Source organism: Chryseobacterium sp. KCF3-3 (assembly GCF_045865955.1).
Taxonomy (GTDB): Bacteria; Bacteroidota; Bacteroidia; order Flavobacteriales; family Weeksellaceae; genus Chryseobacterium.
This window is the reverse complement of record NZ_AP035792.1, coordinates 3,792,838-3,817,465: the sequence shown is the minus strand read 5'-3', so window position 1 is coordinate 3,817,465 and position 24,628 is coordinate 3,792,838. Positions and strand designations below refer to the sequence as shown.

Sequence of the window (24,628 nt, the reverse complement as noted above, 5' to 3'; positions counted from 1 at the left end):
AGTAGTTTCAATTGATAATTTGCCTTTACGAGGATTCCTGAAATGTCATAAATGTGGTAAAATGCTCACCGGAAGTGCATCAAAAGGAAAAATGGGAGTCTATTACAACTATTATCATTGTTCAAGCTCATGTGGTGTCCGATTTAAAGCAGAAATTGCTAATGATATTTTTCTCAAACAACTTAAATCCTTAATACCTAAAAAAGGAATAATAGATGTTTTTATAGAAGCATTCACTGAAGATTTTAATGTACAAACGAAAACTCAAAACGCAGAAAGGACAAATATATTAAATCAAATTGCAGAATTAAACAATCGTAAAAGGAAAGCTCTTATCCAAAAGATTGACGGTGATATTGAAGCTGATGATTATATTTTTCTGAAAAAATATATCACTGAAAAAATTGAACAATTAGAAGTAAGATTGAATAATTTATCTTCTGTAAACACCGAAATCAAAGACCTATTTAAATCTGGGCTAAAAAAGATTGCAAATCTTGACAAACGCTATCAGAAGGGGAATGCAGAAGAAAAGAGACGTATCATAAGTTCGATGTTCCCTGATTATTTGGTTTTTGACGGAACACTACATCGAACTCTAAGAATGAATTCAGCAGTCGAACTTATCTATCAGGATACCAATAAATTAAATGGTAAAAAAAATGGGACAAATCTATCTTTTTTAGATTTGTCCCAACAAGTGACCCGGCTGGGATTCGAACCCAGGACCCATACATTAAAAGTGTATTGCTCTACCAGCTGAGCTACCGAGTCGGCCACTTACTTTTTTAAGTAAATCCCTTTGTTTAAGGGACTGCAAAGATAGAAAAACCCTCTTTAAATCCAAATTTTTCTATGCTTTTTTATGATAAAAAAACCATCAAAAAAGTCAAACACTTGTTTATAAATCAATTACGTTTACATTTTTTTTCAATAAAAATTACAGAATCTGTACCCCATTAATTAAAAATAAAATTTTCGCCAATCTTTACTCTTGACAAAAATTTTAAAATCCTTCTATTTTACTGCTAAACTCACCTTTCGGATTTCTTATTCTGATATTCAAAAATCTCGATAATATTATCCATTGTCTCCTTACCCAGATGTTTTCCAATCAGATAAAGAGCAGCGTCAATTCCAGCTGTAATTCCAGCTGTAGTTATCAACTGTCCCTGATCCACATAACGAATATTCCTGATCACATTTGCCTCCGGATTATACTGTTCTAAAGTATCTAACAACATACTATGGGTGGTAATATCATGGTTTTCAAGGATACCTGTTCCGGAAAGCAGCATACTTCCTGTACATACTGTAAACACAATAGCTCCTTCATTATAATTATTACTGATCCATTTCAGAACTGTTTCCTGAAAATCCATATCCTGGATATATTTCATAATGTGTTCAGGATTTGCTCCGGGAACCACAATCATATCCGGCTTAGGACAGGTATGAATATCGTAAGTAGGAATAGCAGCCATCGTATTGGCTTCCATATACACGGGTTCTTTTGTTTTTCCGACTGTAAAGCAGTGATAAGAGTTGGGATGTACAACATTCGCCTTAACGAAAACATCCAAAGGACCATTTAAATCAAGAGCTTCTACCTGATCATAAATTAAAAATGCGACATTCATTGTTTTAGTGTCTTGTTTCATAATTCTTTTATTTTTAAGATGATTATTTTTTTTTGTAAAGGCATAGTTCTTCCCTACCGATCATTGAGAATGGTCAGTTTCATTTTAAATCAGAACAGAAAAAAATTATTCTGTAGTTTTAAACGCTTTCCGATATTGAGCCGGAGAAAGGGAAATATTTTTAAGGAATACCCGGCGAAGCGAAACGGCATTGCTAAATCCACATTTAACGGCAATCATATCAATGCTCATCTCAGTATATTCCAGCATATTTTTAGCCTGATCCAGTCTCATTTTTTCAAGAAACCGGCCGGGAGTCAATCCTGATTCTTTTAGAAATACTCTGGAAAAATTACGGGGACTCATATTCAGTGACTCAGCAATATACTCTACTGTTATAGCTTCATTTAGCTTATCTTTCAACAGGTCACGAACTTCTTTTGTAAAAGGAGACATTATTTCATATTCCGGCAGCGCATCTCCAAACTGAGACTGCATTCCGGATCTTTTTAAAGGCAGAACAAGATGACGGGCAACTTCTGTTGCCAGAGGCTTTCCAAAATCTTCTTCTAAAAGTGCCAGTGCAAGATCCATCCCGGAAGAAACACCTCCCGAAGTATAGATAGGTTTATCACAAATAAAAAAAGGATTGACATTCACTTCCAGCTTTGGATAACACTTTTGAAGTGTGTCTGCAAATTTCCAGTGGGTGGTTACCTGCTTGCCATCCAACAGCCCTGCTTTGGCAAGAACAAATGCGCCTACACAGACAGATCCCAGCCGTCTTACGTCTGATTTTATATTCTGAAGATAATGATAGAGATCATGGCTGATTTCCTCCAGTACACTCAACGTTGTCCCTGCTACAAGCAAAGTATCTACAGCGAAATCAATATCATAAATGGTATGACTACATGATAATGGCATTCCTGAACTGGAATAGATAACCTTCTCTGAAGTTCCGGAAACGAGGTACACATGATAGCCGCTATCCATTTTATCAATGTTCAGAAAACGGTTGGCTGCTGTAAAAACGTCCCATGGTCCGGCAATATCAAGCAGCTGTACCTGTGGTAAAGCCAGAAGTACTATATTTTTCATTCCTGTATGTTGTCCTTCTTTCTTCATATCTCGTTCTGTATGAGTACAAATGTAGAGAGAAAGGATCTTGTCTGCAATGACAAAAAACATACAATTCCGGCCATAAGTGTTCATCCATTTTCTAACAGAATAAAAGAGGCCGCCTTATCAGACAGCCTCAGCACTCTACTATAAAATTAGCTAACAAGCTATACTTTTAAATTATGATTGTCTCATTTATGCAGGAGACAGTCTGCGTGATTTCAGATAAAGAGCTGTACGGTTGAGATAAGGGAAGAGAAAAATCAATAACAGAGAGGCAGCAAGAAGCCAAACCATCATTTCATAATAATCCATTGCAAAACGGACATGATCCTGAACATTCATTCTTCCTACCAATAACTTATTGGCAGCTTTTACAGCCTTATCTTCAGACATTCCTCTTGCAACAAGCTTTGCCGTCTGCTGATGAAGAAAATTTTTAACTTCCGGATCTACAGCACTTAAATGATCCTGAAAAGCATTGTAATGACGACTTTTTTCAAAGAGTTCAAAAAAATTGATCAGAGCAATGCTGATACAAAATCCGAGATATCGTATAGCTAATGCTGTTGCAGCAGCGGAAGGTCCAATAACAGCAGGAACGGAAGAAATAATATAAATAATCGTTGGAACCATTATCAATCCTACCCCTAATCCCTGAAGAAATAACGGAATATAATAATTAAACTCATCAGCCTGAACATCAAAAGAATAATACATTAACCCATGAAAGATCAATAGCATTAAAAAGCCAGGTCCCCAGATATACCGTATATTTTTCTTTTGTAAAACCATACAACAGGCAATAATGACCCCAATAACCAACCCTGCAAGATTGAAAATATTAATATAGGATATATGGAATGGATCTAAATGCAGTTCTGAGGCAAAATAGGTATTGACAATTCCTGAGGCAAACCTACAGATATACATCACGAAAAGTATTAGTAAACCTACTTTAAAGTTCCTGTATCTGAAAACCTGCAGATCAATATAAGGTCTTTTAATAGCCTGCTGACGGAATATGGAGATTCCTGCTAAAACAATAATTCCGATGACACTTCCTAAAATCCGGCTATCTTCCAGCCAATAATATTCCTGCCCAAAAATGGTTATATATCCTACCAAAACCAATATCGTACTGAAAAGTCCAAAACTCTGCCAGTCCAGTTTATACAAGTGAAATCTTGCATCGGTTCTGTAATTACTCATAGCTAAAGTCAGGAAAACAAGCCCCGGAAGATAAGAGAATATGGCAGTTTTATAAACGATATTAAAATTATAGGAATCGATGAGATCTGCAGTAATCAGATTATTGAATGGCAAAGCACAAATTAAGATTCCAAAAAATACAGAAAAACTGATCTCCCGCCCTCTTTCACTGCTTAATCTTGTAAAAATAAGAGTCAGTGAAAGGTTTACATTTCCGGCAAATAACATTCCCTGCACAAAACGAACCGGAAATAAAATATAGACTTCACGGGTGAAATAGCATATCAGACAAGCCAGAATCTGCAATGTGGTGAACAGAAGAAAATATTCTTTTGCAGCCAGGAAACTGAAAAATCGTCTTTCCAGGCTATAAAATCCTACATAACCTGCATAAAATAATGCTACTGAAAACTGGATATCCGCTGGTTCACATCCATAATATCCGGCGGCGGCATTCAGATTAGACAATGGCAGAAAAAAGATAATGATTCCCGGAAGTGTCATTGAAAAAAGAATAATTTTCACCAACCATTCCGGAGCCCATTTTTTGAAATAGGGCATTTGTCTTTTAGCCATTGGAATGCTTTTTATTGGCGTAAACATTCACATTCATTCCTACTTTCAGAACATCAATCTGACTTCTTTGTCCATCCACTCTGATTCTTACAGGAATACGCTGTACAATTTTCACGTAATTCCCTGTAGAGTTATCTGGTGGAAGCAGTGAAAAACTTGAACCTGTTGCAGGAGAAAGGGAAATAATCGTTCCCTGGAATTCTTTGTCCGGATAAGAATCCGCAACAATTTTCACGTGATCTCCGATATGCATATCCTTGATCTGAGTTTCTTTATAATTGGCTACCACCCATTTATCGGTTTCATTATTGACAATAAAAGCCAGCGTTTCTCCGGCATCAATCATCTGCCCAACCTCAACGGTTCTTCTTCCCATCCTTCCGTCATATGCTGCGGTCACTGCGGTATAACTTACATCCAGCTTATGACGGTCCAGCAATGCTTCCAGTCTTGCAATTTCTGCTAAAACAACTGTTTTTTCTGCCCGTATATCATTGATCTTGGATACCGAAGCGGCATAATTATCCTGTGAAGACTGATAATCGCTTTCATTGACATCCAGGGTTGCTTTCACATCCTCAAGACGTTGTTTGGTCGCAGATTCTTCATCATACAACTTTTTATATCGGTTATAATCAAGCTGTTGTTTCCAGACCTTTGCTTTACTGGCATCTACCTGAGCCATTGCTGCTGCAGCTTCCTTTTCTGTAGTTCCTGTCGTACTTTCCAATACTCTCAATTGGGCACGGGCTTTCTGAATGGCAGCCTGAGTCTGTTTTTCCTGAAGAATATATTCTCGATTATCAATAATCAAAAGAGTATCTCCTTTTTTAACTTCCTGATTCTCTTCAAACTTTACAGCTACAATGAATCCTCCGGCTCTTGAAATAATAGGATTGACATATTCCTGAACCTGTGCATCATTAGTCTGCTCATATGCATAATAATTTTTTAAGGTAAAACCACCCCAGACAGCAAGTGCGGTAACGATTACAACTGAAATCCATCCTGTGATCTTCGTGATCATTCTATCGGTGGGAGTATATTTTTTTTTCATTGTATTATAAAACGCCTGTAATGTTTTGTAGTAAATAATAATTATTTTGTGCCATAATTTTGGCGGCTTCAAGCTCGAATTTTGTCTGAAGCAGCTGTATATCTGCATCCAAAAGCTCAGTGATAAGAGAAGTCTGGCTGAAGTAAGTATTTTTGATAATACGTGCATTTTCCTTTGCCTGAGCCACATTGGCTTCTGCCACTTTTATCTGTTCTAAAGCTTCCTGGTAACGCAGATAAGCTTCTTTCACCTGTTGTCTTACTTTATCTTCCGTATCCTTGTGCACTTCCTCTTCTTTCTCAAACTCCAGCTGGGCAGCCTTTACTTTATGGGTGTTATGGTAAAGGGAAGAGATAGAAAACGATGCTTTAATTCCAACGATTCCCAATGAATACCAATAAGGATTATAGGGATAAAGGAAAATCTGCGGATTGGCATAATAAAATTCACCATACATCCCTATTTTAGGTCTTACATTGGCTTTTACCTGTTTCAGTTTGATTATGCTCAATGCTGTCTGCTGTTCAGAAACATGATAATCAAAAGAATGATCCAGTGCCAGTTTGAGATACTCAGTATAAGTTGTACTCTCATTCCACTGATTAAACGGTGCTTCAGGGATAACAATCTGCTCATCCGGAATCCCCAGAATAATATTCAGTTTCTGCATTGCAATGAGGATATCATTTTCTATAGTCACCAGAGCCATTTTTCTTTTGGAAAGTTCCAGTTCAATCCTTAAAACATCACTTTTCAATACCACTCCATTTTTATAAAGAGTCTGTATCTCTTTAAGCTGTGTCTTCTGATCAGTGATATCCTGTTTGATAAGATTTCTGAAGATTAATGTTTTCTGTAATTCAAGATAAAGAGCTGCAGTTTTATAATGTATGTCTGAAACCGACTGTTCTTTCTGAATATCCTTAATTTTCTGAAGGGTCTGATTTTCCTTAATCTTAAGATTCAGCTTATTTCCGTTATAAATGTTAAGGTAAAAATCTGCTCCGGCTCTGTACAGCGTATGAATCACTTCATGCTGTGTTGGTTTAGAAAAAATTCCGTTTTCATAGATGGGAATATTGGAAGCTTTTTCTGCAGAACCTTTAACTTCTATTTCCGGAAGACGCTCTCTTTTGGCATCTTTTACTTCAGCTTCGGCAATGTCTACATTGATGGTATTGATTCTGATATGACGGCTGTTTTCTTCCGCTTTTTGCCATGCGTCTTTTAGGGAGAGTCGTATGGTATCCTTTGTTGGACTGCCGGTCTGAGCTGATATAGTGGATGAAATTCCAAGCATCAGCAATCCGGCGACATAAATTTTCATTTGAATTTTTGAATTATTGCATTGCAAATTTATCAGCAATCCGGAAATTTTATTTATCTAAAATAGTCAACTTTTACATGATTCCGGCCAAATGATTATATTTGCATTTTCAATGGTATTTTAAAATTTTTTATGGGATTAATTGCTGCGCTTCCGGACATTGATAAAGACGATAAAAGTGTATTTGTCATGCACGAAAAATCAGAAAAACTGATTCCTTTTCACAAACATACGAAAGGACAGCTGAGCTATGTGGAAGGTGGAATTGCCTATATTACGATTGATAACAGAACCTATGTGGTTCCGGCAAGACATTTCTTCTGGATTCCGCAGGGAATGGAACATATTTTAGAAATCGGACATACGGCAACAGTTCTGCGTTCTCTTTATTTCTATGCCCATGATGATATCTCAGATCCTTTCTACAGCAGACTGGGCATTTATCCGGCATCAGAACTTCTGATTCAGATGATTAAATATTCTGAAATCTGGGATGAAAAACATGTTACGGCAAAAGATGAAAATTTTGAATTTTTAGTTGCTCTAAAAAAAATCCTTCCCAAAACTCACAAACAGCCATTACCCATTATTTTGCCCGCCACCCATAACAAACAGATGATGAAAATTGTATCTTATCTGGAATGGAATATCGGGGAAAAATTGACTCTGTCCAATGTCAGCAGCAAATTTGGTTTGAGTGAACGTTCTCTGTCACGACTTTTCAAGGCTGATATGGATATTTCATTCCTCCAGTATTTAAAAACATTAAGAATCATCAAAGCGATCGAATTGCTTTTAAATACAGACAAACCCATCAATGAAATTGCCGATGATGTGGGCTACAGCTCTATCAGCGCCTTCAGTGATACTTTTCATGAGTTTACCCAATCGAGACCATCTGATCTTAGAAAGAGTAATAAAGCGACTCAAAACATGATGGGCTAAACGCTCCACGTATGATCTTCATCAGATTGAAAAAAAAATAAAAGACTAATTTATCTTTTATTAAAAATATCTTTCTATATTTGTCCCATAAAACTCAGTAAAATGTTTTCAAAAACGTGCGAATATGCTTTAAGAGCCTTGATCTATATTGCCCAGCAGTCTAAAAATGGCAGCAGGGTCGGGATTAAGGATATTTCAAAAAGCATCCATTCACCGGAGCATTTTATTGCTAAAATATTGCAGGATCTGAGCAGAAAAGGATTTGTTCAATCTGCCAAAGGTCCGAATGGAGGTTTCTATATGGATCAGAAAAACCTGGATACTTCCATTGCTGATATTGTAAGAGAAATTGATGGAGACAAACTTTTTACCGGTTGCGGACTTGGCCTGGATCAGTGTTCGGAAACACATCCGTGCCCTCTTCATGATCAGTTCAAAAGCATCAGACAGGATCTTCGAATTATGCTTGAAACCTCAAAAATTCAAATGTTTGTTGATAATCTGGACTTACAGCTTACTCATTTGAGGGCTTAAAAAAATTTAAATAAATAAAAGATAAAAAGATCTTTTAATATTAAATAAATTAAAAATGAAATTATATCTCAAAAATCCTTTAGTGCTGATGCTGCTCTGCCTGATGACCGGAATGTTTCTGACTATAAGCTTCCTGGAGACACCGTTGAAGTTTCAGGTTCAGGGAATCACCCTTCCGACGGCATTAGGATTAGGAAAACTCATGTTTGGACTCTCTTCAAAAATACAATGGGGATTTCTTATTGTAATACTGATATTGATGTTTATCAGTTGGAAAAATTATACGAAAACTGACTTTATAATTCTGGCTGTTTTACTTTCTATACTTGCTTTAGAACAGTTCTGGATGCTGCCAATACTTGATTCCCGGGTCGATCTACTTTTATCAGGAAAAGCATTATCTCCTACTCCATTACACGACTATTTTATTTATGCTGAAACCGCAAAAGCCTTAATACTCACTATAGCCATCATTTTACAATTCAAAAGAAATACAGTTCAATAATAACACTATTCATTATGAAAACACTCGTTCAAAATACCATTATTGCATTGACTTTAACCACATTATTATTTTCCTGTTCCAAACCGGAAACGACTCCCATTCCACAGGCTGAACCTTATTCTGAACAACAAGTTGTCCAACCACAGCCAGTGGAAACAGTCCCTGAAGCTACAGCTTCCTCAGATGCATCAAAACATGAAGGATTGAAATTAATTGAAGGAACAGATTGCCTTACCTGTCATAAAATAGATTCAAAATTAATAGGTCCTTCTTATCAGGAAGTTGCAGCAAAATATACGGATGCAGATCTCGATATGCTGGCACAGAAAATCATTGACGGTGGAAAAGGCAATTGGGGCGAAATTCCCATGACTCCTCATACAGGATTGAGTAAAGAGAATGCCCGACAGATGGTAAAATATATTCTATCTCTCAAAAAGTAATTAAAAAAATTTTAAAATAATAAAAGACAAAAAAGTATTATATTATGAATACAAGAACAGACTTTATAGGAAATATGGTGGCTGAAGATTTCAGAACAGCTGCAATTTTTAAAAGACATGGTATCGATTTCTGCTGTAAAGGCGGAAGAACTATTGAAGAGGCATGCAGTAATAAGAAACTTGCTCCTGAAAAAATTTATGAAGAACTGGAAGCTCTTCCAAAAAATGAAGCTTCTGCAATAGACTTCAACAGCTGGCCGCTAGATCTTCTGACAGATTATATTGAGAAAACCCATCACCGTTATGTAGAAGAAAAAACTCCTGTTTTGCAGGCATTTCTTGATAAATTATGCAAAGTACATGGTGGCAGACATCCTGAACTGTTTGAAATCAATTCTTTATTTAATGAATCGGCACACGATCTGGCTGCCCATATGAAAAAAGAAGAACTGATTCTGTTCCCGTTTGTCAAAAATATGGTGAAAGCTAAAATATCCGGGAGTTCTTTTCCAAAGCCTCATTTTGGAACTGTAGAAAATCCGGTCCATATGATGGAACATGATCACACAGTAGAAGGTGACCGTTTCAGAAGGATCGCAGAAATTACAAATGAATACCTTCCTCCTGCAGATGCCTGCAATACTTATAAAGTAGCTTTTGCCATGCTTCAGGATTTTGAAAATGACCTGCATAAACACATCCACCTTGAGAATAATATCCTTTTCCCCAAAGCCATCCGACTGGAAAAAGAATTTGCCGTTGAATCTTAAAAATTAATACAGAATGACACCTAAAAAACTTTGGATATGGCTTGCTGTAGTAATGATTGCTTCGTTTGCTGTTCTTATTTTCTATGGAACTGAAATTTACAGAAAAATTCCACCCATTCCGGACAAAATAGTAAGCACAGATGGAACGGTGATCGCAACTGCACAGGATATTAAAGACGGACAGAACGTCTGGCAGTCTATTGGTGGACAAACAGTAGGAAGTATCTGGGGACATGGTGCCTATATTGCTCCGGACTGGACGGCTGATTACCTTCACCGCGAATCTGTTCTTCTGCTTGATGAACTGGCAAAAAAGGATGGTAAAGTTTACAAAGAACTTCCGGATGAAGAACAGGCCAAATATCAGGTCTTGCTGAAAAAAGAACTTCGTACCAATACTTTTAATGAAAGCAATAATGAAATTGTTTTCTCTCCTGAGCGGGCGAAAGTGCAGAAACAGCTTGCACAGTATTATTCAAAATTATTTATGAATGATGATTCCATGGCAAAACTTCGTGATCAGTACGCCATTCCTGAGAATACCATTAAAGATACGGGCAGAATGGCTAAAATGAATACTTTCTTTGCATGGAGTACATGGGTATGCATCACGGAAAGGCCGGGAGATGATGTGACCTATACCAATAACTGGCCGCATGATGAATCGGTTGGAAACGTTCCTCCTCCTTCACTGCATTTATGGTCAGGGTTCAGTATATTACTTTTATTAGGTTCAGTAGGCCTTTTGGTATTTTATCATGCCAGAAACAAAGAAGAAGAAATCAGTGAAGCTCTGCCGCTGGAAGATCCACTTCGAAATATGAAACCTACCCCTTCTATGAAAGCCACTTTGAAATACATTTGGGTCGTTGCTCTGCTAATCCTTGTTCAAATGCTTGCCGGTGTAGTTACAGCCCATTATGGTGTGGAAGGAAGCGGGTTTTATGGGATTCCTTTGGACCAGTTTTTACCACAGTCGGTTTCCAGAAGCTGGCATGTACAGCTAGCGATATTCTGGATTGCCACCTCATGGCTGGCCACCGGGCTTTATATTGCTCCCGCAGTTTCAGGGTATGAACCGAAATATCAGAAACTGGGAGTGAATATATTATTCGGAGCCTTATTGATTGTTGTGCTGGGATCTTTAACCGGACAATGGCTTGGTGTGATGCAAAAACTTGGACTGGTGGATAATTTCCTTTGGGGACATCAGGGGTATGAATATGTGGAACTGGGAAGAGTGTGGCAGATCTTACTGCTTATCGGGCTTATTCTCTGGTTGGTTTTAATGGTCAGAGCCTTGCTTCCAGCCTTGAAACGTAAAGATGGAGACCGTCATTTGCTAACCCTATTTACCCTTTCATCCGTAGCCATTGCATTATTTTATGGAGCAGGATTAATGTATGGAAGACAAACTCATATGGCGATTGCCGAATATTGGAGATGGTGGGTTGTTCATCTTTGGGTAGAAGGATTTTTTGAAGTTTTTGCAACGGTAGTGGCTGCCTTTTTATTTACAAGACTGGGATTATTAAGGCTGAAATCTGCCACCAGTGCCGTTTTATTTTCTACCATTATTTTTCTTGGCGGAGGAATTCTGGGGACATTCCATCATTTGTATTTCAGTGCTACGCCTACCGCTGTACTTGCTTTAGGAGCAACTTTCAGTGCCCTTGAAATAGTCCCGCTTGTTCTGATAGGTTATGAAGCTTACCAAAATTATCAACTGAGTAAATCAACCCAATGGATTCAGGCTTACAAATGGCCTATCTACTGCTTCATTGCCATGTGTTTCTGGAATTTCCTTGGTGCAGGGATCTTCGGGTTTGCCATCAACCCTCCTATTGCATTGTATTACATCCAGGGACTGAATACCACTGCTGTACACGGTCATGCGGCGTTGTTCGGAGTTTATGGGATTCTGGGAATCGGATTAATGATGTTTGTTTTGCGAGGACTTTATCCTGACCGACAGTGGAATGATAAATTAATTGGCTGGGCTTTCTGGATGATTAATATCGGATTACTGGTGATGGTAACCATCAGTCTTCTTCCAATAGGCATCATGCAGTCTGTTGCCTCTATAAAAGAAGGTTACTGGTATGCACGTTCTGCAGAGTTCATGCAGACGGACATCATGCATTTTCTGAGATGGATGCGTGTGCCGGGAGATATTTTACTGGCTGCCGGTGAACTGCTTTTGGTTATTTTTATTATCGGACTGAAATTTGGCTGGTCGTTGAAAGAAAAACGATAGTAGAAATGGTTCAAATCTCATAGGTTTTTAATCTTTAAAATTTGATGATTTTTACATTACTTGAATTTAATTTTTAACGCAAAGGAATATTATCATTATGTTTATTTAAGGAAGCGAAGAAGAGCGACTTTGTCGTGGATGAAGCATTATGGTAATACATTCGCTTAAAAACGATCAATGAAATTGATCAAACCTATTTGCTCCCTCAATATATAAAATCAAGCATTTAATTCTTTGCGTTTATAAAATGAGATTCTATTAACTCATCCTGATTTATATTAAAAAAGCCTTTAAATATTGAATTTAAAGGCTTTTTTATATGTTTTACTGTGTCACTTTCATCATTGAATTTGTAATTTCAATTTCTTTTTTCCTGGAATATGTGGAATCAAAAGGCTCCATGACATTGAATAAATACTGATAAAAAGGAGTAATCTGGCGTACATTTTCAGCTTCCTTCCCTGCTTTTTCTTTGCCCATCTGTTGAAGTCCTTTGATAAAAACACTGAATTTCTTATCAATAGGTTCCATCGATTTTAAAAGATACGCATGCGCTTTTTCTTTCTGCCCCAAAGTCTTGTAGGCATCTGTAACGGCTGCAACAACAAGTGCATATTCCATCGGTTTAGACCTCATCTGTCTTTTGGCTGCTGCTTTAAATGAAGGAGAAAGGTTCTGGTAATAATCATATTCTTCAAATATTCCCTTTTTGAGTGTTTCAGCCAGCTGAAGACCTTTCTGTTCCTTTCCTGCAACAATATATCCGGTAACCATCGCACTTAATGAACGTGGATCATTGTATTTCTCCACAGGAATTTCTTTTGCGGCAAGATCCAGCAACTCCAACGCTTTAGCTTTCTGCCCATTGACAACCAGTGCAGATACAGCTCTGCTCACGGACATTCTGTAGCCCAAAATATTTGATGTAGCCGTTTCATCATAATAAATACTTAAATCTTTAAAATTTCCCCATCTGAAGTTTTTCACCACCTGATAAAGAGAATTCGCATCTACCCTTCCTTTGTCTCCATCCGGACTCTGCGGAGTATGAATAGGAACCAGTCTGTAGCTGAAACCATCAAACTGAAGATATTCATCCAGATAAAAAATATTTTCACTGTCATACATCCCGCCTGAAGAGAAATTAATCGGACGTTTCCAATCGAAATTAGCCAGCATATCCAGCATCATCAGATTACTTTTATAAAGCGTATTGGCTTCATAATTAATCATAATCTGGTCTACAGCTTGTGGAAGATCTGCCTGAGTAATGATCCCCGATTTCACTGCATTTTCTTTATTTACCGGAAGAATAAATTTGCTCACCGGAAGAATATTGTATTTTTCATATTGTTTTTCTCCGAAGTACATTTTCAGCAATTCATCTTTTTCGGATGACTGTAATTTCAGAAATTTCATAGCATCTTTCAATGTCAGAGAATCCTGGGTCAGATATTTTCTGAATTCCTGGAAAGCAGTGTCCGGAGCACCCTGTTCTTTCAGCATTTGGAAAAGTTCTTCCCAGTTTTCTTTTTTCATCAGATATACCTGATCATTTACCCCATCTCTATATTCTTCATGCGTTAATTCACCCGGAATCCCCTTCGCATTGTAAGTTTTTCTTTTCACCTGATCAATATTCCATGGAGTGGCTAAAAGGGTAAAGTTCACCGTTTTCACATCATCCCTGAATCTTTCCGTTTCCTGAATCGCCCATACCGGAAAGGTATCATTATCACCATAAATGAAAATAATATCATCTTTTGGCAACGAACGTAAAAATGAATAGGCATAATCACGGGCTGCTGTTTTCTTACTTCTGTCATGCGAGGTGTAATTCTGAAAGCCCATCATCAAAGGAATTCCTAGTAAAATAAGCCCAAGAATAATGTTGGCAGCATTGGATTTAACCTTAGACTGAATCAGCCAAAGTAGGAATCCCGCTCCCAGACCAATCCAAATGGCAAAGGCATAAAATGAACCTACCATGGCATAATCTCTTTCCCTTACTTCAAATGGTTTTACTCCGGTATAGAAAACAATTCCCATACTTGTCAGAACAAACAGCGAAAGCATCGCATAAAACCTTCCAAAGTCTCTGTTGAGCTGGAAAAAGAAGCCAATCAATCCTAAAATCAGCGGCAAAAAGAAAAACTTTACGGTACTTTCATTTTTAAACTTTGCAGGCATATGATCCTGATTCCCAAGTAAAGCATTATCAATAAAAGAAAATCCCGAAATCCAGTTTCCATTGGTATTTTCCATATGTCCCTGAAGATCATTCTGTCTTCCTACAAAGTTCCACATCAGATATCTTACAAAGTAGTATCCATTCTGAAATGATATAAAATAATCCATATTCTGAGCGAAGGATGGACGTTGCACTTTAATAAGATCATAAGGCTTCACTTTCAGATAATCTTCTGCCGTGATAGAATCTCCTTCATATTTTGCTCTCAATTCTTCAAAAATCCTTTTCGCTTCCGGATTGTCTGCAACGTCTTCATTATCAAAGTTAAAAGTAAAGTCAGGAGCTCCATATAAAGAAATATAGTTTGCCATCACTTCATTATCCTGATTGAACATTCTTGGCATGAAGCTTATATGGGATTTGTTAAACACATAGTTGAATCTCTCCCCTGTTTTTCTGTAGGTTCCGGTTTTTTCATCTTTTTCGTAAATATCTCCGGTGATGTCTCTTTTATAGCTTCCGTCTTCATCTTTTTCCATTCCGTTTTTATCAAGAAATGCAGTGTAATTCTGTCCGTAAATGGTAGGCCAGTCACCGTATTGTTCTCTGTTATAATAATCTCTCATCCCGATAGCAGTATCAGGATCATTAAGATTCATCGGAGGATTGGCATTCGCTCTTATCGGAATTACCAGCCAGCATGAAAATCCGATGATCATATAGACCAGAGATAAAACGACAGTCTGGTATAGTTTTCTTTTTGTTTTTCGGGCATATTTAATCAGAAGATAACTTATGATCGTCATGAGAACAAACGCCACAATGGTCCCTGAATGGAAAGGAAGTCCCAGTCCGTTCACAAAGAAAATTTCAAGCTTTCCAAACAGAGTCATTATCAAAGGGAAAATCATCTTGAATACAAAGGCAAGAATTCCCAGTGTAACCAAATTGGCCATTATAAAATTCTTCCACGAAAAAGTATAATTTCTGGAATAATACACCAGGCATATGGCCGGAATAGCCAGCATACACATCATATGAACCCCTACAGAAAGTCCTATGATAAAGAAAATAAGAATGATCCATCTCTCGCTGTCTGCTGTTTTATATTCATTTTCCCATTTGGTGATAAGCCAAACCAGCAAAGCAATAAACATGGAAGCCATGGAATACACCTCTCCTTCTACTGCTGAAAACCAGAATGTATCTGAAAATGTAAAACATAAAGCTCCAATCATTCCGGCAAACAGGATTGAGATTTCCTGATGCTTTGTAATTTTTTCAACATCTTTATGTAAAAGTCTCCTTAAAAAATGGGTAATCGTCCAGAACAGAAGCAGGATTGTAAATGCACTGAACAATGCTGACATAGCATTGATTACAATAGAATAATGTTCTGCATTCCCCAATGCAAAAATACTTGCTACAGCTCCCATAATCTGGAATAAAGCCGCTCCCGGAGCATGGGTTACCTCCAGTTTCACAGCTGAAGAGATATATTCTCCGCAGTCCCAAAAACTCAGGGAATGTTCTATCGTTGAAAGATAAGTAATAAGCGCAACAGCGAAAAGGAACCATCCCAGTACGGTGTTCCATTTTTTAAAAGACCAGTTTTTCATATCATATTTTCCAATATGTATATGACAATTGAGAGAAAGGGTTTATTACATTTACCTTATTTTATTCTCAAACCACAAAAGCCACAAAAGTCTTAGCGTAGTTTAATAAATTTAAAAACAATGCTGCAAAAAGTTCATATAAGAAGAAGTAAATCAAAGATTTCAAACAACTTACGTGTACTTTAACACTCAAAATAGAAAGATTAGAAACAAATTCAAAAACTTTTGTGGCTTTTGCGGTTTAAAAGAATTTATGTTTCCTAAATGGTAAAGTTTTAATACGTATTATTCAATCCTCCATCCAAAGGAATACTTGTTCCGGTAAGATAATTTGAATATTCCGAAGCCAGAAACGCCACCAGATGTCCATATTCCTCAGGCTGTCCGAATCTTTTCATAGGAATCTTATTTTCCCTCTCCTTTTTTATTTCTTCTTCTTTTGAACCAGTTTGCTGAGCCTCATGAGCTACCAGTTTTTGAATTCTTTCAGTATCGAAATACCCTGTTAACACATTATTTACCGTGATATTATGCTGTGCAATCTCATTAGAAAGGGTTTTTGCCCAAGCAATCACTGCAGAACGGATAGAATTGGACAAGGCCAGATTTCCAATCGGTTCTTTTACTGATAAAGAGGAAACATTAATGATACGCCCTTTTTTCTGTTGAATCATATGCGGTAAAGCCAGTAATGTTGTTTCGCAAACAGTTTTAAAGAGAAGATCAAATGCTTTCTGATAGTCATCGGTATTTTTATCCACTGCCAACCCCGGTTCCGGACCATTGGTATTATTCACCAGAATATCTACTGAATGATTACTAAAGTATCCTGCAATAATTTTTCTATAACTTTCAAAATCTGAAAAGTCTGCTACAAGATAGCTATGTTTCTGATCAGCATTGATGACAGGCAGTGCAGCAACGAAATCTTTAAGTTTTGTTTCATTGCGGGACATAACGGTAACATTGGCTCCGCATTTTGCCAGTTCAGTGGCAATTCCGGCACCGATTCCCTGCGTAGCTCCTCCTACTAAAGCATTTTTTGAAAAAAGTTGAATATTCATAAGATCTTTGGATATCGTAATTGGTATAGGATAAATGTAAGAAAAAACCTCCAAATTATATTTTGAAGTTTTTTTTTTTAAGGCTTATTTCTCATTTATTTTACGACTGTAGCTTCAAGTTCCACCTTTAAAGTTTCAAACAAACCATTCACCTCAAGCATGGTTACAGCCTGCTGAATCTGATGTCTGGCAATCCACTCCTGAAGAATAGGAAAATGAGGCCAGAGTTCTTCAGTAGAAGTTGTGTAGATATTTAATCTTACAATACCATTGCATTCATATCCTGCTGAACGGATTACCTCTTCCAGATTGGCAATAGCCTGTTCCAGTTGTGATTTCATATCCTTATCACTGGATGTTCCATCGGGATCAATAGCTGCCTGCCCTGAGCAGTATAAAGTACTTTCAACATTTTTTACTTCTACAGCCTGAGAATAACTTCTCTCATCCTGCCATTTCCATGGATTAACTGTTCTTTTTTCCATTGTATTGAATTTAGAATTACTATGCAAAATTGCAGAACAGATGCTTCAAATCTATGTGATCCGGCTCACGATTATCCTGTGATCATCATCACATTTTATAGTGGCAATCGGCTCAGTGTCTCCCTCGAAACTCCTAAATAAGCTGCCAGAAGAGATTTTGGAACCCTCTGAACCAACGAAGGATATTTTTTCAAAAGCTGATTATAGCGTTCTTTTATTCCGGTTGTCATCATGGAAACGGTACGTTGTTGAGCGGTAATAAAACCCATATAGGCTTTTTCAAGGAAGAAATGTTCCAGTTTCGGAAGCTGTGCACATAGTTTTTTATAATCATCAAGCTTAATGCATAATACTTCTGTCTCTTCAATGCATTCCAAAGACATAGTAGCTGCAGTTTGCTGGTAATAAGCCGGAAAATCGGTTTCCCACCAGTCTTCCATGGCAAATCCTACAATATGTTCTTTTCCGGTTTCGTCTGTATAAACCAACTTTAACAAACCTTTCAATACAAAATAGTTGTAAGGGACAGCTTCTCCTTCCTGTACTAAAAACTGATGCTTCTTATATTTTTTATAGGTAAAACAGGACGATATGAATTCAAATTCATCATCATTAAGAGGAACTATTTTTTCAATGTGGGTTCTTAGCTGTTGTACCATATTCTATTTCTTATGATATAAAAATACGATTTAAATAGCTAAGGATTTTGTTTCAAAAGCTCGTCAATCTGTTTATAAAATGAATCTTTACTATAATCTGCCAGCCCTTTATGATGCAGACGGATCTCTCCTTTTTTATCTAATACAACAGTCGTTGGCAGTGAACCACTATACAATACATCAGGAATATTTCCAGCTGGTACCAGAAAAGGAACGGTAAAGCCGTTTTCCTTTAAGTAAGATTTTCCAAGAGCAATATTATCATCCAGGTTTACCGTAAGAAATACCATATCCGGATTGTCTTTGTATCGATCATATAGTTTCTGAACAGACGGAAACTCTGCACGACACGGAGGACACCAGGAGGCCCAAAAGTTAATGAAGACCACTTTATTCTGTAATGCAGAAATATCTGTAATCTTTCCATCTTCATTTTTCAGCATAAATCCGGCATAGGAAAATTTAGCTGAACTATTTTTCGTTTCTTTTGGTTCTGATATACTGGCATTGAGAATTCCTGTGGAAGCCACCTGTCTCATCAGCCATGCCTTCGCATCTTTATTTACCAAAATGATAATAAACAATATCATAAGGACTACAGTAGAGCCATTTTTTCTTACCCAGATTTTCAGATTTTCCATATTCTCCCGCTTAATTCCCAGCCAATATAGGATTAATATTTTGATCAAAAGAAAAGCAGGACTGTTTTTAAAATAAAAAAGCCTTCAAATACTAAGATTCAAAGGCCTTTCTCTGTGTTTTATTTCAAGTTATCATCATGGTAAGATTCTTTAAAACTATATTTTATTCAACAGTTTCTTTCTGAAAAGAAAAAGCAGAGAACTGAAAAATGTCAGATACGCAATATTGAATATCGCTCCACCTACCCATCCTGAAAAAGGAAGAGGTAAAAGATTTTTTATAGGAATAATAAACAAAGTAAGCGCAAATGGTGTCAGCAAAGCCATCCATCTCGGCAGCAGGGTTTTATTGAAAAGAATACAAACAGCAAAGGAAATCCATCCTACAGCCAGTACACCAATAGCAGTTCCCCAGGCGATATTCAGCATTTTCATAAAGCCTCTTCCTGTTTCCAGAAGATAAGGATGAGAAGCAGAATCTGTATGATAAACTGCTTTATAAATCTCTCCCACATAGAAGAATCCGGCATGTCCTAAAGGTGATAAAACAGCTCCTGCCAGTAAGATCCAATACACAAATACGGCATACCATTTTTGAGTGTCTTTAAAAAACTGATACACCAGCCACGTGACGGGAAGCAGTAAAGGTCCTGTAAGAGCACCAATCAAAGCACCAAACATCAACCTTGGAGTGGAACCTTCCAGCATCAAAGTTGCAAATTCTACATCTACCTGATCGGCATAAGTCTTTGAAAACAACGGATAATCCGAAGGGTTCGGATCAAATCCGGCAACGTAAATATCACCAATAATCCAACATATTGAGACTGCTATTGCTGCCGCAAAAGACCAGTTTATTTTACCTGAATATTTCATAATTTTTCAACAATTAATTTTATATAAGATGTACATCATTTCATTATTTCTTTCTCTTATTTAAAAGCAAATTTTAATTATTAAGAATCATTCTAAATAATCATTATCTTTGTGCAAACTTACTCTAAACATTCAACAGAAAGGGTCTGTAAAACGGAATAAAAAGTCCGTAAAAAGGAAATTCTAACCAAAGAAAAGGAAATGACAGTACGGCTATATGATGAAAACCTTGGGAACATGCTTATGGAGCGAAATTATCCTTCCTCTTATTTCTTACATGATGGAGACATCCAGGAATGCATTACCCAGCTCATTCCTCCTTATGGAAATGGTTTTTATCACGAAATAAGCTTCACCCATGTCCACATCAGTTTTGGGAATGTTGTATTGAATAAACCGCTTGAAATATATCTTGAAAGTGATTTTGATTCAGTAGAAATGCATTTTACCCTGAAAGGAAAAAGCAAAGCAGTTTCGGGCAACTTCCAGAAAACAGTAGTGTTTGACAGCTATCAGCACAACATTATTTATGCCCATCATATGGAAGGCAGAATGGAATTTAAAGGCCCGGAAATGTATATATTCGAAATCAATCTTGCTCCTGAGTTTTTTAAAAAATTTCTGCCAGAAGATTCAGGATTGTTTGAAATATTCAGAAGTTCGATTGACAAGAAAAATTCATCCCTCATTCAGACTGAGCATAACCGCATTACCCATGAAATGTATCAGATTCTGAACGATATCATTCATTGTAACAGAAAAGGGATATTCAAACGAATTTATCTTGAAGCTAAAGTAAATGAACTTCTGCTGTTACAGCTTGAACAGTTTCTTGACAGTGAATCCTTACCTTCTTCTCTTCAGAAAAAAGATATAGAAAAAATGTACGCTGTGAGAGATTATATTGTAAAGAACCTGAATGCAGACAGCTCTCTAAATGATCTTGCGCATCTGGTGGGAACTAATGAATTTACTTTAAAGAAAGGCTTCAAAGAGCTCTTCGGCACTACCGTTTTCGGATACTGGAACGATCTCAAAATGGAACAAGCCAAAAGAATGCTTCTCGACAGTGATCTTAATATCAGTGAAATTTCTGATCATATCGGCTATAAAAATCCGAGACATTTTTCCTCAGCGTTTAAAAGAAAATTCAATATCCTGCCAAGCCAACTCAGAAAAAGATAACATCATACAGACTTTTAAAAGCTCATTTGTCTATTTTTTATACCGGGCAATAATAAAAACTAGATAACACCCGTTAATAATTTGTTTTTCAACAAAATCAACAGAAAAACAACAATAAATCAATATACAATGCATAATATTATTGTTTGTGTAAACATCTTATTTTATCCTTGCTTTTACTATTTCCGGAAAACTGTTTTTTCACCGGATTTATTTCATAATTAAATTGTTACGTGTAACAAATCCCCTATTCATCTAACTAATCATACATCAATTAAACATTAATTCCTATACAAGAGATCTACTACTTTAAAATAAACTAATGCAAACATCCTTTTTAAAAATCACCGCAGCCACCGCTGCGCTCTGTTTCAGTACCCTGGCAATCGCCCAGCAAACGTATTCCGTAAGTGGAACCGTGAAAGACAAAAAAAACGGTGAATTGCTCATCGGAGTATCTGTAAAAGTAAGTGAAGATCCTGCTATCAATGTTGTTGCCAATGAGTATGGATTTTACTCACTTTCCTTACCTGAGGGAAATTACACCCTGATTATTTCCTACCCGGGATATCAGGATTTTGAACAGCAGATCAAAGTAGATCAGAATATAAAAGTTGACCTTCCCCTAGTTCCTGCAGAAGCTGTAGCAAAAGCAATTGATGAGGTGGTGATAACCGGCATTAAAAAGGATAAAAATCTGACTTCGGCTCAAATGGGAGCAGAAACATTAAGCATTAAAAATATAGAAAAGCTTCCTGTCCTGTTCGGAGAAAAGGATGTGATGAAAACTATTCAACTTTTACCAGGTATTAAAAGCAGTGGTGAAGGAAGCAGCGGGTTCAGTGTACGTGGTGGTGCTACCGACCAGAACCTGATATTACTGGATGAAGCTCCGGTTTATAATGCTTCTCACCTTCTTGGTTTTTTCAGTACATTCAACAGTGATGCTCTGAAAGATGCCAGCATCATTAAAGGAAACAGCCCCGCACAATACGGAGGTCGCCTTTCTTCTGTATTAGATGTTAAAATGAAAGACGGAAACAATAAAGACTATAATATCAATGGAGGAATTGGTCTTATCAGCAGCAGATTAAGTGTGGAAGGCCCTATTCAGAAGGAAAAATCTTCATTCATTGTTTCAGGAAGAAGAACGTATGCCGATTTGTTCCTTAAAACCAATAAAGATTATAAAGACAACAAATTATATTTCTATGATCTGAACCTTAAAGCCAACTATCAGATCAATGAAAACAACCGTATTTACCTGTCCGGATATTTTGGAAGAGATGTTCTGGGATTGGGAGATACTTTCAATACAGACTGGGGAAATACTACGGCAACCTTGAGATGGAACAGCATTATCAGCAGTAAACTATTCTCCAATACGTCATTCATTTACAGTAATTATGATTATAAAATCAGTCTGAAAAATGATGATACCGTATTTGATTTAAATTCAAAAATCCGTGACTGGAATCTTAAGCAGGACTTTACCTGGTTTGCAGGAAACAAACATTCTGTACGCTTCGGTCTTCAGTCTATTTATCATACTCTTACTCCGAGCAGTGCTTCAGGGACTACTGTGAGCAGCTTTACGAGAAATCCGAGATATTCATGGGAGAATGCTGTTTATATCAATGATGATTATAAAGCAACGGAAAAGCTAACGATTAATTATGGGGCAAGGCTCTCCATGTTTAGTGTACTGGGAGGAGACACATTCAATACCTATGAGAATGGTGTGTTAACCGACAGTAAATTCTTAGAAAAAGGAAAATTCGGGAAAACCTATACGAATATTGAGCCACGTATTAGTGCTAACTACCGTATTAACGAAGTCAGCAGTGTAAAAGGAGGTTATTCCAGAAATACCCAGAATCTTCACCTTCTGAGCAACAGCAACAGTGGAAACCCTACCGACCAGTGGATAGGAAGCAGCTATACGGTAAAACCGGAAATTGCAGATCAGATCAGCCTTGGTTACAGCAGAAATTTCAATAACAATAATTATGAATTGAACGCTGAGATTTACTACAAAGACATGAAAAACCAAATCGACTTCAAAAACGGGGCTCAAATTGGTTTTGATACAGGAGCAGATGTAGAAAGTGAATTGCTATTCGGAAAAGGAAGAGCTTACGGATTGGAACTTATTGCCAAAAAGAAAAGCGGAAAACTGACAGGATGGATTTCCTATACTCTTTCCAAAACAGAAAGAAAGATTGACGGAATCAACAATAACGAATGGTACAACGCCAGAATGGATAAAACCCATGACCTTTCTATCGTTGCCACGTATCAGCTTAATCCAAAGTGGAGTTTTTCAGGGCTGTTCGTCTATAGCACAGGAAATGCTGTTACCTTCCCTACCGGAAAATATGAACTCAACGGACAAACCATATTCCAATACAGCAACAGAAATGCAGACAGAATGCCGGCCTATCACAGAATGGATCTGAGTGCAACTTATGAACCAAGTACCAATAAACGATTCCGTGGTTCATGGACATTTGGTATTTACAACCTATATGGTAGAGAAAACGCCTACACCATCAACTTTGAAGACAATCCTGACCGTCCCGGAACAACCCGTGCGATGCAGACCTCTTTATTCCGTTGGGTACCCAACATCACTTATAATTTCAAATTCTAAATCATGAAAAATATATTTTATATCATAGTATCTCTCTTTGCATTAACCTCTTGTGAAAAAGAGATCGACCTGGATCTGAATGATCAAAGCGGAAATATTGTTATTGAAGGAAATGTAACCAATCAATCAGGACCTTATACCGTAAAAATCACAAAGTCAGTAAGTTTTTCATCACCTAATCAATATCCGGCGGTCACTGGCGCTGAGGTTATTTTAAGTGACGATATGGGACAAACAGAGACCCTTCATTATGTAGGAAACGGAATCTATCAAACGACTACGTTCACCGGAGAGCCTGGCAGAACTTATACTTTAAAAGTTCAGGCCGAAGGAAAACAATATACAGCTCAGAGCAGAATGCCTGAAGTAGTTTATTTTGACGGATTACAGCAGAGTTCTTTCAAATTTGGAGATAAAACCACGTATACCCTCTTACCATTATTTACAGATCCATTACCATTAGGAAACCGTTACCTTTTTAGTTTTACCATCAATGATCTTACTAAAAAGTATATGAATACTTTTTCAGATAATGTGAATAACGGATTACCCAATCAACAGCCTTTAATTCTTCCTAATGATGATAATAAAGGCAGAGATCATGAAGTGGTAGTGGGAGATAAAATTCATGTAGAAATGCAATGTATTGATAACAATATATTCACCTATTACAGTTCTTTGCTTCAGATTTCAGGAGGCAATGGCGGAACAGCTACTCCTGCCAATCCACCAAGCAATATAAGCAACGGAGCTTTGGGGTATTTTTCAGCTCATACAACAGATACGGAAACTTTTGTCATTGAACAGATGACTACTCCATAAATTTAAAAAAGGATATTTCAATGATTGGAATATCCTTTTTTATTT

The 24,628-nt window shown here is 37.1% G+C and carries 20 protein-coding genes and 1 tRNA gene; 9 read left to right on the top strand and 12 right to left on the bottom strand.

Annotated elements, in window-relative coordinates:
- Positions 1–701: 701 nt before the first annotated feature.
- The 6 genes from ACKTTZ_RS17145 to ACKTTZ_RS17120 form a co-directional block, all read right to left on the bottom strand.
- A tRNA-Lys gene (locus tag ACKTTZ_RS17145) sits at positions 702–774 on the bottom strand.
- Between the two features lie 260 nt (positions 775–1,034).
- The gene (locus ACKTTZ_RS17140; protein ID WP_253317733.1) at positions 1,035–1,661 is read right to left on the bottom strand and encodes a DJ-1/PfpI family protein; all 627 of its coding nucleotides are present in this window, start codon (positions 1,659–1,661) and stop codon (positions 1,035–1,037) included.
- Positions 1,662–1,766: 105 nt separating this feature from the next.
- Positions 1,767–2,768 (bottom strand): GlxA family transcriptional regulator, encoded by a 1,002-nt coding sequence (locus tag ACKTTZ_RS17135; RefSeq protein WP_034698761.1) that lies wholly within the window; start codon positions 2,766–2,768, stop codon positions 1,767–1,769.
- Positions 2,769–2,957: 189 nt separating this feature from the next.
- Entirely contained in the window at positions 2,958–4,550 is a 1,593-nt protein-coding gene (locus tag ACKTTZ_RS17130; RefSeq protein ID WP_034698763.1) for a beta-carotene 15,15'-monooxygenase, read from the bottom strand.
- Entirely contained in the window at positions 4,543–5,607 is a 1,065-nt protein-coding gene (locus tag ACKTTZ_RS17125; protein WP_407846103.1) for an HlyD family secretion protein, read from the bottom strand. The genes ACKTTZ_RS17130 and ACKTTZ_RS17125 overlap by 8 nt, the downstream gene beginning before the upstream one ends.
- A gap of 4 nt (positions 5,608–5,611) precedes the next feature.
- Complete coding sequence (locus tag ACKTTZ_RS17120; protein WP_407846102.1) at positions 5,612–6,934, bottom strand: TolC family protein; 1,323 nt, start codon at positions 6,932–6,934, stop codon at positions 5,612–5,614.
- A gap of 132 nt (positions 6,935–7,066) precedes the next feature.
- Between ACKTTZ_RS17120 and ACKTTZ_RS17115 the strand changes: the two genes are divergently transcribed.
- From ACKTTZ_RS17115 to ACKTTZ_RS17090, 6 genes are all read left to right on the top strand, one after another.
- Positions 7,067–7,879, top strand: coding sequence for a helix-turn-helix domain-containing protein (locus ACKTTZ_RS17115; RefSeq protein ID WP_407846101.1), 813 nt, complete (start codon positions 7,067–7,069; stop codon positions 7,877–7,879).
- 102 nt (positions 7,880–7,981) lie between these two features.
- Positions 7,982–8,413, top strand: a complete 432-nt coding sequence (locus tag ACKTTZ_RS17110) for an Rrf2 family transcriptional regulator (protein ID WP_034698775.1) — start codon at positions 7,982–7,984, stop codon at positions 8,411–8,413.
- Positions 8,414–8,468: 55 nt separating this feature from the next.
- Positions 8,469–8,918: a hypothetical protein gene (locus tag ACKTTZ_RS17105; protein ID WP_407846100.1), complete on the top strand. Its 450-nt coding sequence runs from the start codon at positions 8,469–8,471 to the stop codon at positions 8,916–8,918.
- Positions 8,919–8,932: 14 nt separating this feature from the next.
- On the top strand, positions 8,933–9,361 hold the full coding sequence (locus ACKTTZ_RS17100) for a c-type cytochrome (RefSeq protein WP_051934579.1): 429 nt from the start codon (positions 8,933–8,935) through the stop codon (positions 9,359–9,361).
- 44 nt (positions 9,362–9,405) lie between these two features.
- Positions 9,406–10,131, top strand: a complete 726-nt coding sequence (ric, locus tag ACKTTZ_RS17095; protein ID WP_407846099.1) for an iron-sulfur cluster repair di-iron protein — start codon at positions 9,406–9,408, stop codon at positions 10,129–10,131.
- Positions 10,132–10,144: 13 nt separating this feature from the next.
- Positions 10,145–12,388 (top strand): nitric-oxide reductase large subunit, encoded by a 2,244-nt coding sequence (locus ACKTTZ_RS17090; RefSeq protein ID WP_407846098.1) that lies wholly within the window; start codon positions 10,145–10,147, stop codon positions 12,386–12,388.
- 324 nt (positions 12,389–12,712) lie between these two features.
- On the opposite strand, the gene ACKTTZ_RS17085 is transcribed toward ACKTTZ_RS17090, so the two are convergent.
- From ACKTTZ_RS17085 to ACKTTZ_RS17060, 6 genes are all read right to left on the bottom strand, one after another.
- A complete protein-coding gene (locus tag ACKTTZ_RS17085; protein WP_407846097.1) occupies positions 12,713–16,198 on the bottom strand; it encodes a DUF2723 domain-containing protein in 3,486 nt (1,161 codons plus the stop codon).
- Between the two features lie 275 nt (positions 16,199–16,473).
- The gene (locus ACKTTZ_RS17080; protein ID WP_407846096.1) at positions 16,474–17,262 is read right to left on the bottom strand and encodes an SDR family oxidoreductase; all 789 of its coding nucleotides are present in this window, start codon (positions 17,260–17,262) and stop codon (positions 16,474–16,476) included.
- Positions 17,263–17,357: 95 nt separating this feature from the next.
- Positions 17,358–17,747, bottom strand: a complete 390-nt coding sequence (locus tag ACKTTZ_RS17075) for a RidA family protein (RefSeq protein ID WP_034698794.1) — start codon at positions 17,745–17,747, stop codon at positions 17,358–17,360.
- 95 nt (positions 17,748–17,842) lie between these two features.
- Positions 17,843–18,406, bottom strand: coding sequence for a Crp/Fnr family transcriptional regulator (locus ACKTTZ_RS17070; RefSeq protein WP_407846095.1), 564 nt, complete (start codon positions 18,404–18,406; stop codon positions 17,843–17,845).
- Between the two features lie 38 nt (positions 18,407–18,444).
- Positions 18,445–19,047: a TlpA family protein disulfide reductase gene (locus ACKTTZ_RS17065; protein ID WP_407846094.1), complete on the bottom strand. Its 603-nt coding sequence runs from the start codon at positions 19,045–19,047 to the stop codon at positions 18,445–18,447.
- Positions 19,048–19,203: 156 nt separating this feature from the next.
- Positions 19,204–19,923, bottom strand: a complete 720-nt coding sequence (locus tag ACKTTZ_RS17060; protein ID WP_253317718.1) for a DUF6796 family protein — start codon at positions 19,921–19,923, stop codon at positions 19,204–19,206.
- A gap of 201 nt (positions 19,924–20,124) precedes the next feature.
- Here ACKTTZ_RS17060 and ACKTTZ_RS17055 point away from each other — a divergent pair, with 201 nt between their 5' ends.
- The 3 genes from ACKTTZ_RS17055 to ACKTTZ_RS17045 all read left to right on the top strand — a co-directional run bounded on the left by ACKTTZ_RS17055 (position 20,125) and on the right by ACKTTZ_RS17045 (position 24,583).
- Positions 20,125–21,108, top strand: coding sequence for a helix-turn-helix transcriptional regulator (locus tag ACKTTZ_RS17055; RefSeq protein ID WP_407846093.1), 984 nt, complete (start codon positions 20,125–20,127; stop codon positions 21,106–21,108).
- Positions 21,109–21,430: 322 nt separating this feature from the next.
- On the top strand, positions 21,431–23,761 hold the full coding sequence (locus tag ACKTTZ_RS17050; RefSeq protein ID WP_034698807.1) for a TonB-dependent receptor: 2,331 nt from the start codon (positions 21,431–21,433) through the stop codon (positions 23,759–23,761).
- Positions 23,762–23,764: 3 nt separating this feature from the next.
- Positions 23,765–24,583 carry a DUF4249 domain-containing protein gene (locus ACKTTZ_RS17045; protein WP_034698809.1) on the top strand — a complete coding sequence of 273 codons (819 nt, stop codon included), beginning with the start codon at positions 23,765–23,767 and terminating at the stop codon, positions 24,581–24,583.
- The last annotated feature ends 45 nt before the right edge of the window (positions 24,584–24,628 follow it).